This window comes from Halococcus hamelinensis 100A6, from assembly GCF_000336675.1.
GTDB classification, from domain to species: Archaea; Halobacteriota; Halobacteria; order Halobacteriales; family Halococcaceae; genus Halococcus; species Halococcus hamelinensis.
Map to the genome: position 1 here is coordinate 19,471 of NZ_AOMB01000036.1, position 14,049 is coordinate 33,519.

8 protein-coding genes are annotated in these 14,049 nt (G+C 55.2%); 6 read left to right on the plus strand and 2 right to left on the minus strand.

The genetic code is table 11. From position 1 onward, the window contains the following. Positions 1-82: 82 nt before the first annotated feature. Both C447_RS17345 and C447_RS17350 read right to left on the minus strand, forming a co-directional pair. Positions 83-2,200, minus strand: coding sequence for a beta-glucosidase family protein (locus tag C447_RS17345; RefSeq protein WP_007694616.1), 2,118 nt, complete (start codon positions 2,198-2,200; stop codon positions 83-85). Between the two features lie 272 nt (positions 2,201-2,472). After that, entirely contained in the window at positions 2,473-4,710 is a 2,238-nt protein-coding gene (locus C447_RS17350; RefSeq protein WP_239639184.1) for a glycoside hydrolase family 3 N-terminal domain-containing protein, read from the minus strand. A gap of 157 nt (positions 4,711-4,867) precedes the next feature. Here C447_RS17350 and C447_RS13030 point away from each other — a divergent pair, with 157 nt between their 5' ends. From C447_RS13030 to C447_RS13055, 6 genes are all read left to right on the plus strand, one after another. Next, on the plus strand, positions 4,868-5,230 hold the full coding sequence (locus C447_RS13030; RefSeq protein ID WP_007694621.1) for a hypothetical protein: 363 nt from the start codon (positions 4,868-4,870) through the stop codon (positions 5,228-5,230). A 600-nt stretch (positions 5,231-5,830) separates the two neighbouring features. Further along, a complete protein-coding gene (locus C447_RS13035; RefSeq protein ID WP_080505384.1) occupies positions 5,831-7,618 on the plus strand; it encodes an ABC transporter substrate-binding protein in 1,788 nt (595 codons plus the stop codon). Positions 7,619-7,811: 193 nt separating this feature from the next. Next, positions 7,812-9,812: an ABC transporter permease subunit gene (locus C447_RS13040; protein ID WP_007694638.1), complete on the plus strand. Its 2,001-nt coding sequence runs from the start codon at positions 7,812-7,814 to the stop codon at positions 9,810-9,812. 6 nt (positions 9,813-9,818) lie between these two features. Beyond that, positions 9,819-10,880, plus strand: coding sequence for an ABC transporter ATP-binding protein (locus C447_RS13045; protein WP_007694640.1), 1,062 nt, complete (start codon positions 9,819-9,821; stop codon positions 10,878-10,880). A 19-nt stretch (positions 10,881-10,899) separates the two neighbouring features. After that, entirely contained in the window at positions 10,900-11,970 is a 1,071-nt protein-coding gene (locus C447_RS13050; RefSeq protein WP_007694641.1) for an oligopeptide/dipeptide ABC transporter ATP-binding protein, read from the plus strand. A 159-nt stretch (positions 11,971-12,129) separates the two neighbouring features. Further along, on the plus strand, positions 12,130-13,785 hold the full coding sequence (locus tag C447_RS13055; RefSeq protein WP_080505385.1) for a sulfatase-like hydrolase/transferase: 1,656 nt from the start codon (positions 12,130-12,132) through the stop codon (positions 13,783-13,785). The last annotated feature ends 264 nt before the right edge of the window (positions 13,786-14,049 follow it).

Sequence of the window (14,049 nt, forward strand, 5' to 3'; positions counted from 1 at the left end):
ACTCGTCTTATCGTCTCCCCATAGCTTAGCCCTCTCCACCCCCGACGACCGATACCGAGCAAAGAAGTGGAAGCAAAAACGCCTATTCGGAATACAACTCAGTTACGAGGCGTATATCTCGCGCCGAACGACCGACGACGAGTTCGAATTGGCCTTCGAGAGGCATCCATCCATTGGTCTCATCATAACGTTCGAACGGGAGAAGATCAAGATCGATATCAACTGTCATCGTTTCATTGGCAGGAATAGCAACCGAAGAAAAGCCCGCCAATTCCTGAACCGGTCGATTTACTCCATCGGATTTCTCTGAACGGGCGTAGATCTGTACTACTTCGTTCCCGTCTCGATTGCTTGTGTTCTCGAGAGTGATACGTATCTGCCGTTCCTCAACAACCTCAATTGAATGATACGAAAAAGTTGCATACGAGAGACCATGACCGAAGGGATAAATCGGCTCAATATCGTTTGCATCGAAGTGTCGATATCCAATAAACAGATCCTCCGCGTATTGGACTGTTCCATCCGTTCCGGGAAACGTAGAGGGATCCGCTGTTGGGTAGTCCGACTCGTTTGCGAACGTCACCGGAAGACGCCCGGATGGGTCGACATCGCCAAAGAGAACCGCTGCGAGGGCATCGCCATCGGATTGACCAGGATACCAATTCTCGACTACCGCACTCACATCGTCCTGCCAAGGGAGCTCGACCGGTCCGCTTGATTGAACGACGACGACAGTCCGGTCGTTGACTCCAGCGACTGCTTCGATGAGCTCGTCCTGTTTCCCTGGAAGCCGGAGACTATCCCGATCGAGCGCTTCTGCTGCTGCATCCTGGACGACGACGACAGCGACATCAGCTGTAGATGCGACGTCAATCGCATCTTCGAGACGAGGTTCGGACGATCCGCCGTTTTCGTTTTCATCTCCACCACCGAAGAACGAGACTTGTTCGACTTCCGGTACGCCACGTGCGACGCTAACGTCACCTGTCGCACGCTCGCGAATCCCGTCTGCTGTTGGAACCTCATCAAGTGGTTCGATTTCAGATGAGCCCCCACCACCGGATTTCGCCTCGTGAACACTGGGACCAACCACCGCAATACTCGTATCGTCCGCTAGCGGTAAGATCCCGTCGTTCTGTAGGAGAACTGTTCCACGTGTCGCGATCGTCTCAGAAAGTCCACCATGTTCGGTATCCTCTCGGATGTCTTCACTGCGGTCATCCTCGAAGAGCCCGACTCGTTTCATCTGACGAAGGATTCGGCTCACCATGTCATCGATTCGGGATTCCGGAACATCGCCCTCTTTCACTGCATCGAAGAGAGGCTCCGCGAAAAGTCCCGTGTTCGATGGGTCCGGCATTCCATCCGAAACATCTGTGTTCTCTCCGAAGACGGCATCACTACCGCCATCACTCTCGATCCCGAACGCTTCCCACATCTCATCGCGGTCGATGCCTGGCATCTCCAGATCAAGTCCGGCGTTCGTTGAACCGACAGTACTCTTCGTACCGAACCAGTCAGAGACGACGTATCCCTCGAATCCCCACTCTTCCTTCAGCACGTCCATCAGGAGCCTACGTTTCTCACTCATAGGTTCTCCATTCACACCGTTGTACCCGGACATTACCGAACCTGCGCCGGCATCGACTGCAGCTTTGAATCCTGGCAGATAGCACTCACGTAAGGCAGTCTCACTAACGTCGACGTTCACAGACGCGCGCTTCGTCTCCTGGTTGTTTGCAACGTAATGCTTTGGCGTCGCAACGATGTCCTCCGATTGAATGCCATCGACCATGGCGGCAGCGAAAGCGGCGGTGAGAACCGGATCTTCCGCATAGTATTCGAAATTCCGACCACAGTGTGGAACTCGAATCAAATTGACACCGGGTCCAAGTAGAGCATCCTGACCACGCGATTTTGTCTCTTGGCCCATAGCCGCCCCCTGTCTGCGGGCTAGCTCCGGATCAAATGTCGCGGCCAACGCAATCGATGAAGGAAACGCAGTCGCAGGCTTCCCGTGTGCCCGGACACCCATTGGTCCGTCAGTAAGTCTAAACTCCGGGATTCCAAGCCGCTCAACACCTGGGAGATAACCCGTCGCCAGCCCTTCTGGGTCGGCTGCTCCATGGACAAGTCGAATTTTTTCTTCGAGAGTGAGCTCTTGTAGTTGCTCTCGCACCTCTGTACGGTCGTTTACCATCTCTGAGTACTACTTCGTGCGGTCTCATAAATATAGCTAGGATCATGTCCATATCACTTTTACTGTAACGAGTGGAAATACAGTGATCATCCGGTTGTATATGTATCCAAACGGAACTCACTCGTGTATAACTGTATTGAGCGGCCTGTTCGTATCGACTCTCATCGAATCGACCACGTGTCTGGGACAGACAACAGCCAAACAGGTGACGTAGTGGACCATCGGAACGGAGAGTAGTGCTTTAAAACCGCCGACCGAACATATAAACGTACTCACCTAATTGTGATCTCTCTGGATAGCTCGTTTACGTACAGTTCGAATGGAACTGATTCAACGACCCGTGACCCATCAGGACGCACTACCGCAAGGTCCTCAGAGTCCAGCTCGAACAGTGCGGTCTCGGTTTCGCCAGGCGCTATATCTATCTTCGTGAACGCCAGTAATTCACGAACAGGCGTCACGACCGAACTTTGAAGATGTTGCCCGAAAAGCTGAACCGTCTCGGTTCCGCTCCGATTTCCCGTGTTCGTGACAGTCACTTCAACGGATAGCCCATCGTCGGCCAAAACTCTCCGATCAGACACTTCGAGGGACTTGTACGTGAACTCCGTGTAGCTTAGACCGTATCCAAATTCGAACAGTGGGTTGTAGGATGGGAGATGCTCTTGGCTTCCGATCGGACTTGGGTGGGGGAGCCAGTCATGCCGAACGGGTAGGTCACCGATCGTACGCGGAAAAGAGATTGGAAGGCGTCCAGATGGATTCGTCCGTCCCAAGAGAATGTCCGCGATCGCCCCTCCACCCTCAATACCTGGGAAGAAACCGACCAGCAGACCACTGACCTGATCGACGACGTCTGTTAGGACAAGTGGACGACCCGTGATAACGAGGAGAACGACCGGTGTTCCAGTCTCGCAAACTGTTTCTAGGAGCTCTTTCTGTACGTCTGGGAGTTTGAGCTGATTGCGTGTTGGAAACCCACTTGACGAATCAGTTATCGATTTGGGGCCAAATTCGTGGAGGTACCAAGGCTCACCCAGAACCACGATGGCTGTGTCTGCTGCAGCGGCGCGTTCCGCGATCTCGTCTGGCTGCAGTGTGACATCGCTGACGATCCCGGTTTCGTAGTCGACAGTCATTTCCGGACCCGAGGCACTCACCAATCCTCCATAGATCGTTTGTCCCTGTGAATCGTCCACCCCGTACACAGTCCATCCACCGAGCAAATTATCGATTGAGTCCGCGTTCGGTCCCGTGACGAAGACGTCATCCTCACCGTTCAGCGGGAGTACGTCGTTTCGGTTTTGAAGCAACGTCACAGATTCGCTCGCGGCATCTCGCGCAACCGCTCGGTGCTCGCTTGATCCAACGGTCTCCGAGGCAAGCTTCGGTGGAACGTAGGGGTCGTCAAACAACCCTAGCTCGAATTTGAGCTCAAGAACGCGATAGGTGCTCTCATCGAGACGCTCTTCACTAACAGTTCCTTTCTCAACCAGATCATAGAGCAGTTGTGCATGCTCCGGTCCACCAACAGACGCGATGTCCAAACTAGCGTCCGTGGCTAAATCGACAGCGTCCCGGAGCGATGCGGCAACTTGGTGCCGGTCGGCCAGCATTCGTATACCCAGCCAATCCGAGCACACCACACCACCGAATTTTAGTTGCTTCCGCAGTACTTCATCGAGATAATATTTGGAGCTGTGTGCGGGTTGGTTTCCAATAGCATTGTACGCCGGCATTACTCCGGCTACCCCCTCGCTGACCGCACGCTCGAAGGGCGGGAGATACACTCGCCAAAGCGTTTCTGGAGAGACATCGATCGGGGCCGTATCCTCCCCACGTGTCGGACCGCTACTCGCGGGATAGTGTTTTACCGTCGCCGCAACTGCTGTTGGATCGTCCAGATCGTCACCTTGAAGCCCCCTAATCTCTGCGCTGACAAACTCCTCCACCAGCGTTGTCGATTCGCCGTACGTCTCGTATGTTCGTCCCCAGCGTGGGTCGCGAGCGATATCAGCGGTCGGTGAGTAGTTTTGGTTCGCACCCGTTGCGGACATTTCTGCCGCTGTAACTCGAGCCGCGCGTTTGACGATGTCTGGGTTCCACGTTGCCGCCATACCCAAATTCTGAGGGAAAACCGTGCTGCGCTCAATATTCGCGTGCCCGTGTATCGCATCAACAGCAACCAGTAGCGGAATACCAAGCCGGGTTTCGTTCATAGCAACCCGCTGTAATCGGTTTGCGATCCGCCCTGCCACAGAGACCTGGTTGTACTTCGAAATCCCCGTCCCAAAGGGGCTTACTGAGCCAATGTAGTAGTCACGAATGGCGACTTCGACGTCCGTTATCGCTGTTGTTTCTGTAGCTCGCTTCCTTGTATCCGTGAACGAACCAACATGCATTCCGACGAGTTGACCGACTTTTTCCCGACGGGTCATTCGTTCTAGAAGGTCTACTGTGCGAACTCTTGTAGACTCGTTTGGATCTTTGTATGGAGGTTTGCTGGGCATGTCGAGACATGGGGCAATGTCCATATTAAACTGGGGGGCATCGTGCGAAGCATTTTTGTTCTCTCGTAGATGAGCATTATTGGTAATACCGAAATGAAAAACAAACAGATGGCTGTCCGAAGTCGTTCTTGGAACCATTCGTCGGGGGAAAAAGCGGATGAGTGACGAGACGACAGAACACACGGAAAGCGGAGCACTGGACCACGGCGATTCAAGTGGAGACTACGCGAAACACTGGACCAACAAAGCAGATAACAGGGAGGATCTCCCGGCTGAGAATGTCGATGTGAAATCGGATTGGGTTGGGTTGACGGTCTACCTTCCGGAACCACTCCGGGACGAATTGGAGTTGGTCTTCCGCGAGCATAGCTTAGAATGCAAGCGCTCAACGGACATAGACCTCAAGAAACTTCGTCATTTCTATCCGAGCGTAGTTGCTCTCGGAATAGAACGCCTCGAGAGTATGAATACAGAGGAGCTCACCCCTCTCCTCACGTACCTTTCAGAGGAGTACGAATGATCACACATGGTGACGGGCTGCTCCGGTAGTATTACTAGTAATTTTCTCACTATGCGGAAGAGTTCTGAGCGCAGCCGGTCGTTATCAGAAAAGATTTGTAACACCAATACGCACATTACTACCAACAGAGTATGCACTTATACAGTTGTATAGAACCTTCATGATGTCTCGAAATTGTTAGAAAGAGAGTCATCAGAAAAATACTAGTAAATCTAGTATTACTGGTATCGACCACTACCGGACAGCCACCCTTAGATTGAGGCTGGAGCGAGAGAGTTTCCATAGGGCGGGGTGAAGATCACAGTACAATACATATGTGAATCTCTGATAGCGCTGTTTAGTTGGGATCGAGAAGGCAGAAGAGTTGGTTCCTCATACCACTCAACAGTCTTCCCGGTGAGGTATTTGAAACGGGGGATACTGGCTGTTGGGACCGTGAACGGACTCCTAATCTCGGCCCTCAGATCGTAGCACCGCTGTTCCACCGGATTGGGACTCGCCGCCCCATTGTATGTGATGTCGTGATGCGCTATCCCTGGGGTTTGGTATTGTGAAGGAAAGTTTTAAATATACCATCGACTACTGTGATGGTGGACCTCAATGGTAGATAATAGCAATGGCCGGGCATCCCGGAGGAAGTGGCTGAGAGCCCTGGGAGCAGGGTCAGCAGCACTGCTAGCCGGTTGCTCAGGTGATACACCCGAACCCGGTGGACAGGGGGGCGGTTCCACAGGGAACGGACAGGGAGAAGGCTCCACAGAAAACTCGGTTGACCAAACGTTTTACAATGCGACATGGGCCATCCCGACACAAGCACAGTACAATCAGCAGAACCCGACTAACCAGACGGAGTTCCCTAACTACGTGTTGTTTGGGCGACTCGCTCAGTACAATCAGACGAGCGCGGAATGGGTCCCCCATCTAGCAGAAGAGTGGAACATATCCGGGACATCGGTCACGCTCAACCTCAACGATTCGTTCGTCTGGCACGACGGCGACCCGGTTACGGCCAAAGACGTTGCAACGAAACTGCGTGTAGAATACGCAATGGAAACAACGTTAGCCAACTTTCTCAGCGGGGTTGAAGTGCCAGACGAGACGACGATTGAGATCGAACTACAAGGCGAAACGAACCGGAATCTCCTCTATCAGAACCTGCTATCGCTCATGATTGACACCCCGACAAGCGTTTGGGGGGAGTACGTCTCTGACGTCCAGTTCGACGATTCGGACTATTCGAGCGTACAAGAGGAGATAGTACAGTTCAGTTGGCAAGATCCCATCGGGTGGGGGCCGTTCCAGCTCGACGACCAGACCGGCCAGCAGATCCAACTGACGAAATTTGACGACCATCCACAGGCAGACCAAATCAATTTCTCGACGATGGCCTTCCGGTACGTTGAGAACAAACAGCAGAAAATGCAGGGCTACCTCTCCGAACGCATCAGCGGTGGAGGGATGATCCCAACGAAGTCAGTCTATGACCAAATGCCGAGTGCGTTCCAGAACTGGAACTTCAATCGCGGCGTCGGGTTCGCTCTACACTTCAACCAGAATCGCAAGGTATTCCAGGACGTGCGAGTTCGGAAGGCACTCTCGCACGTACTTGACCGAGGACCAATGGTCGAGAACACGAGCATTGTCGGTCCCAAAACGCTCGAGTTCGACACGGGGTTTCACGGCAACAAGAAGTTTCAGCGTCGGTATATCGGCGACACCCTGAACGAATTTACGCTCTACAACGACACGAAGCGGGCCACAGCGCTGCTAAAGGAGGCCGGATTCACCAAGAACGGCGAGAAATGGACGAAACCCAACGGTGACCCGTTCCAGCTGACACTCAAATCCGCATCCGGCTTCAGTGCATGGCGCGTCGGCACGAACGAGGCGACACGACAGTTGAACGAATTTGGGATCGATGCTGAGTTCACACCGGTCCAAAACAGTACGTACCTCTCGAACACGTTATCGAACGGCGACTTTGACATCGGTGCCTCTTTCGTTGGCCAACAGATCCTACACCCGCTCACGGACCTAGAAACCTCGTTCTATGGATACCCTAGCTTCGCTCCCGATATAGGAACTCCAGACGAGTTCTCGGTCCCGATGCCGGTCGCCAACCCGTCCGGGTCCACGAAGACAGTGAATGTGCGGGATCTGATCTCCCGGATCACGTCCACCTCTGGCCAGAAGAGCCAGGACCTGATAAAGCGACTCTCGTGGGTCTACAATCAGACCATGCCGACCTACGTCGTGTTTACGAGCTACGGGTACAGCTTCCTCAATACGGACAACTGGACTGTTCCCCCGGAGGACGCGGCAACAAACGGTGTGAGTTATCCAGTCGCGCTCATGATGCATAAAGGACAGGTTCGGGCAAAGCAATGACTCCGTTCCTAGATACACCAGACATGCTGGTGATTCGGACACAGATAAGCATATGGAGAAGACATAGCGAACGAAAATCATGGTTTCACGTTCAGTAAAGAAACACGCGGGGCGACTTGCCCAAGCGTTGTTCAGTATTTGGTTCGTACTTACGTTCACGTTTGGTCTCGTTCGGCTGCTACCTGGGGGGCCGATGGCGTACCTCCAAGCGCAACTTGTAGAACAGAACATAGATACTTCGGCCTTACAAGCCCAAGTCAAGGCATATACGAACATCGCTCCCGATGAGCCGCTCACGATACAGTACATCCAGTATGTATCATCAGCCCTCCAAGGGGATTTCGGTCGTTCTATCTGGTACGACCAGTCGGTAGGTTCGATCGTTGCAGGCGCACTACCCTGGAGTCTGCTGCTGGTTGGCGTCTCGATAGCCCTGATATATTTCATCGGCATCGGCGGCGGCGCACTCATGGCCTACAGTGAAGGAAGTCGATTCGATCAGGTTACATCGACGGCTGCGATCGTCTTGAATTCGATCCCCTCATACGTGGCTGGAGTTGTCTTTCTATACTTTCTCGGATATCGCTGGCGTCTCTTCCCAATTGGCGGTCGGATGAACGACGCCACTCAAGTCGGACTGAACTGGCCGTTCGTCGCCGGCGTGATCGAACACCTTGCGCTACCCGTGGCCGCGTTCGTCCTCACCGCATTCGGGTTCCGGGCGCTCACGATGCGCAGCAACAGCATCAGCGTTTTGGGCGAGGAATTCGTTCGCGTCGCACAGCTTCGGGGCCTTCCCGGACGACATATCGCGCTCCAGTACGTCGGACGGAACGCAGTCCTACCGCTTTACACCGGTCTCCTGATCTCGATCGGGCGGCTACTCGGAGCGACCGTGATTATCGAGCAGATCTTCCGCTATCGTGGGATCGGCTACTATATGTTGGAGGCGATCAATGCCCGAGACTACCCGCTCATGATGGGGTGTTTCATCGTGATCACCGTCACGGTCGTTCTCGGGGTGTACATCGCCGACCTCACTTACCGGCTGATCGATCCACGAGCTGACACCCGAAGCGAGACCGCAAACATCACCATGGGTAGCCTCTGGGATCGGCTCACCATTTGGATCAACCAGCGGCTCTCGGGCCAGTCAGGCGGCGCTGACACTACACATTCGGACAGACAAGCGAAGTTGGCGAAGACGGAGTTCGGCACGGTCGCCGACTCCACCGACCCGACCACCACGTCCAGAGGCGGTAGCTTCTATCAGTTCGTGGTCGTGCCGCTCAAGATCATCTGGGACGACTGGCGCACTCGGGTCGGGCTCGCTATTGTCCTCCTATACGTGGCCATTGGACTGTTCGGTCCGTTCGTTATCGCCCCGCCAAATTCCGGACAGGCCCCGCGCGCGCTGCAGGCGTTCCAAAACTTCTCTCACCCCCTCGGTACCGACCAAGCCGGGCGGGACCTCCTCTCGTTGCTCGTTCACGCCACGAGACCGATGCTCGAGATGATCCTCGTCGGTGCCGTCTTCGCGACGACCGTCGCGTCGCTCATCGGGATCGTCGCCGGTTACGCGGGCGGGCTGATCGACCAGTTACTAATGACACTCTCGGACGTTACCATCGCGATCCCAGGCATCCCGCTCGCGATCGTGCTCGCCTTCATCTTCCAGCCGACCGATCCCGCCGTCATCGGGCTTCTCCTCACCGTCAACGCTTGGGGGGGCATCGCTCGCCAGATCCGCTCGGAGACGATTACGATCCGCAAGAACCACTACGTGGAAGCCTCCCAAGTGCTGGGGATTTCATCACCGCGGATCCTATACAAGGAGGTCTTACCGAACGTTCTCTCGTTCATCATGATCAAGTTCGTCGCCAGCGCCCGGCGCGTCATCTTCGCGTCCGTGGGGCTATACTTCATCGGCGCACTTCCCTACACGCTCAACCACTGGGGGGTGATCATGCAGATCGCCTACGAGGGTGGGGCTCTCCTCACGGCTGATCTGGCCTACTGGCTGTTCATCCCCATGGCAACGATCGTCGTTCTGAACTACGGGTTCATCCTGTTTGCACAGGGGACCGACCGACTGCTGAACCCACGGATCAGAGCGAAACACAAACGGAAAAACCGCCAGCCTGAGAGCCAATCCCGGAGCGAAAGCGCTTCTCAGACAGCTACTCGTAACTAACGACCAATGAACCTCGAAAAGACTAACCGACAATCGAATCGGAACGACCGGCGGAAGATCATCAGCGCGCGTGACGTCGCGGTCACGTTCGAAATGGATCGCGGTACTTCACGCGTGCTGAACGACGTCAATATGGACATCTACGACGGCGAGATCGTCGGGATCGTCGGCGAAAGCGGGAGCGGGAAGTCGATGTTCGCCGACGCGCTGTTGAACGCGGTCGTCGACCCTGGCGTGGCTTCCGGCGAAATTCGCTATACCCCTGAGGAGGGTGAATCCCTCGATGTGCTCGGTCTCGAAGGGAAGGCACTTCGAGAGTTTCGCTGGAACGACGTCTCGATGGTATTTCAGGGCGCTCTGAGCGCGTTCAACCCGACGATACGAGTTGGCGCTCACTTCAAAGAGACGCTGAGCGCCCACGGTGTCGAGAAGCGCGAGGGGATGGAGTGGGCGCGCCAGCTACTCGCCGACCTCTACCTCGACCCGAACCGGGTGCTTGAGTCCTATCCTCACGAACTGAGTGGCGGGATGAAGCAACGGGCGCTGATCGCGTTGAGTCTCCTGCTCGAACCAGATATGCTGGTGATGGACGAGCCAACTGCTGCGCTCGACCTGCTGATGCAGCGATCGATCATCAGACTACTGCGGGAGGTCAGGGACAAGTACAACCTGACGATGGTGTTCATTACGCACGATCTACCTCTCGTTGCCCGGCTTGCGGACCGTCTCGCGGTCATGTACGCCTTTGAGTTCGTCGAGACCGGGCCGACCGAGAAGATCCTTACCGAACCGTCACATCCGTACACGCGGGAGCTATTGAATGCGACGCCGGACATCAGCGCGCCGATCGATCAGATGAAACCAGTAGAAGGGGCAGCCCCCGACCCGGTTACCCCCCCTGCAGGCTGCTCGTACCACCCGCGCTGTCCGCTCGCCGACGAACGATGCGAAGCCGAAGCGCCCCCGTTCCAGTCGGTATCCCAGAACCACGAAGCAGCCTGTTTCCACTGGGAGCAGGCGGTCGAAGAGATTCCGATGGCCAGCCAAGGAGGGAACAGCGATGAGTGACACTGCCGATCGGCCAGTTGTGACACTCAACGACGTAAGCGTCGAGTTCGCGAAGAACTCGGGACTGTTCGACCTATTCTCCGAACGGGAAGTCGTAAAGGCCGTCGACGGGGTCTCGATTGAGATCCCAGAAAACCAGGTCGTAGTACTGGTTGGCGAAAGCGGCTGTGGGAAGACCACCCTCGGGAAGACGACGATCGGTTTACAGGAACCGACTGCTGGGAGCGTCGAGTATCGGGGCCACGATATCTGGGCCGCAAAGAAGGGCAAGGGTGAGATGCCGTACCGGGAGATCCGGCGTTCCCTGCAGATAATCCACCAGGACCCGGGAAGCTCCCTTAACCCGAACCGGACGGTCATGGCGAGCCTCATGGAGCCGCTTCGTCGGTGGTACCCCGAACTCGACACCCAAGACAAACGTGCCCGGATCCTCTCGATGATCGAACGCGTTGGTATGTCCCCTGCACAGGATTACGCCGACCGATATCCCCACCAGCTGAGCGGTGGGGAAAAACAACGGGTCGCACTCGTTCGTGCGCTGATCATGAATCCGGAGCTGATCTTGGCTGACGAGGCAATCAGCGCCCTCGACGTTTCGCTTCGGGTCGAGATGATGAACCTGATGATCGAGCTTCAGGACCTCATCGGAACGTCGTATCTCATGATCTCTCATGACCTCTCCAACGCCCGCTATATGGCGAAGAAGACCGGCGGCTACATCGGGATCATGTATTTAGGAGAGATAGTTGAGTTCGGCCCGGCGTCGGAGGTCATCGAAGATCCGAGTCATCCCTACACGAAGGCACTCAAGTGGGCGACACCCGAACTCAGTACGTTCAGCGAGAGCGGTGAGCGAATGCCGATTCGGAGTATCGACATCCCTGATGCGGTCAATCCCCCATCCGGCTGTCGGTTCCACACGCGGTGTCCGAAGGCTCGTGAGGTGTGTACCCAGGAGCACCCCGAACTCGCCGTCGATCCGGCGGATGACCTGTATCAAGCGGCTTGTTTCCGTGATTACGAGGACCACCCTTACTGGGAGAGTAGCGATATCACCGATGGAGGCGAGGAGCCTATGTCCAAGATATGAGACTCTGAGGGGTATCCGATCCGTCGTCGCCGATTCGAATGTGGCTCGGCCGCATACGGGTTTCGAACGCCATCGACTGCCCAAAAACACGACACAACGACCGATTCCGACGCATCAACCTATGACCCAAGTACACAAAACGGCAACGACCATACGACGATGACTGATACACCGAACGTCCTATTCCTGATGACCGATGAGCATAGCTATCGCGGGCTCGGACATCTCAACGACGACGACGACGGCCGCGGCGAGCCGGTGACTACGCCGACTTTGGATGAGATGGCCGCCTCAAGTGCGGTATTTGACCAAGCATACTGTCAAATGCCGCTTTGTACTCCGTCACGACTATCGATGCTTACTGGGCGTGAGGTACCAGGTGCGGGTGCTTGGGATAATTGGAGTACGTTGCTGCCCGACAGACGAACGATGCCCGAGGCATTCAGCGAGGCCGGTTACGCAACATCGCTCGTCGGCAAGATGCACTTCGGTGGGAACCGTCAGTTCTGTGGCTTTGAGGACCGTCCCTACGGGGATCTGACGGGAGAGGTGGGCCACCAACCGGATCCGATCAGACCGATCGAAGAGAATCGTGGGCTTGGCAGGCCACCATTTAGAACGCGCACTGCCGATGCCGGTGTTACTGAGATTCCCGAGAGCCAGCTTCAGGAACGTACTGTTCTCACCGAGAGCCTCTCTTGGGTTCGGGAACAGGCGCACGCAAATTCAGACCAACCGTGGTTCCTCTGTGCATCGTTTTCGCGGCCTCATTTCCCACTGACGGTTCCGAAGCGGTTCCTAGATCGATACTGGCCCGAAGGCGTTACGGAACCAAAGGTAGGACGCGAGGGCGACACGATGAACCACCCAGTCGTCGAACATCTCGTAGAGTACTTACGAATAGACGACATCCCTGAGGAGGAGTCGCAAAAAGCTCGTGCGGCGTATCTCGCCTGCATCGACTTTGTCGACGAGGTGATCGGGGACTTCCTCTCACTCATGGACCAAGGTGGTTTCCTCGAAGATACGATCGTCGTATATGCGTCCGACCATGGTGAACTGGCCGGGGAGCACGGGCTTTGGTGGAAAAGTACTTGGCACGAAGCTTCGGCGCGAGTTCCTCTCATGATACAGACACCCGACCACCGATCCGGAGAACGGGAGGCTGCTCGGTTGGAGACGCCAGTCGGACTGGTGGATCTCTTCCCGACACTGTGTGGACTCTGCGACATCGACACATTGGGAGAGATAGATGGTGTCGATTTATCCGAAGCCGTTCGCGAGGGAACTGAACCGGACCACGGACCCGTCGTTTGCGATATGCTCAACGAGCGGTGGGGTAAGGGCACCCAGTATCGAATGGTCCGGGATGGGCACTACAAGTATATCAGGTTCAGGGGGGACTTTCAGGACCTCTTGTTCGATCTCAAGACGGATCCACTGGAGCAGGTAAACGTAGCGCTCAAGCCAAGCGGCGACGACGCGGTGGCACTCGGCCAACTCCGAACCTACGTTGAGGAGACGCTTGACTTCGAGAAAGTCGACAAGAAACGCCACACGGACCAGCGACGGGCCGCAGAGAACCACGTCCTCACTGCCGACGGCCACACTGATATCGACACCTCCGAGTTCCGATCCGATCTCATGAAATTAAATATTCCGGACACGACCGATGGCAACCTGTATCACCTCCCGGATGGTCGGATCGTAGATGGGGGACTGACGATCTACAAACCCAAGGAGATAATCGAGAACCCAGCGGATGCCTACGACGATTGGCCCGGTAACGACATCCAGCCGGATGATGATATCTGATCATTGAGGGAATATAGATTCGTTCACCAGATGGAGAGCACACCCAAATCACCCATCGAGGAGGTGCTCGTGCGCAAAATAATTTTGTGAATATTTTCTTATAATACCACAGTTTCCCATACAAATTGGTATCTGACCTTCTAGATTTTTGATTTGGCTCAATTGGCTTGAAGAAGTAGAATCGCACGAGCTCGGCTTGTCCGCGGGCAAGCGTAGAACAGTGTTCAGTACTACTTTTCGAGCAAATACTTTTGATTTTCGAAG

Excerpts from the sequence above, each read along its gene's own strand:
- C447_RS17345 (WP_007694616.1), bottom strand. The coding sequence starts at position 2,200 with ATGGTAAACGACCGTACAGAGGTGCGAGAGCAACTACAAGAGCTCACT.
- C447_RS17350 (WP_239639184.1), bottom strand. The coding sequence starts at position 4,710 with ATGCCCAGCAAACCTCCATACAAAGATCCAAACGAGTCTACAAGAGTT.
- C447_RS13030 (WP_007694621.1), top strand. The coding sequence starts at position 4,868 with ATGAGTGACGAGACGACAGAACACACGGAAAGCGGAGCACTGGACCAC.
- C447_RS13035 (WP_080505384.1), top strand. The coding sequence starts at position 5,831 with ATGGTAGATAATAGCAATGGCCGGGCATCCCGGAGGAAGTGGCTGAGA.
- C447_RS13040 (WP_007694638.1), top strand. The coding sequence starts at position 7,812 with ATGGCGTACCTCCAAGCGCAACTTGTAGAACAGAACATAGATACTTCG.
- C447_RS13045 (WP_007694640.1), top strand. The coding sequence starts at position 9,819 with ATGAACCTCGAAAAGACTAACCGACAATCGAATCGGAACGACCGGCGG.
- C447_RS13055 (WP_080505385.1), top strand. The coding sequence starts at position 12,130 with ATGACTGATACACCGAACGTCCTATTCCTGATGACCGATGAGCATAGC.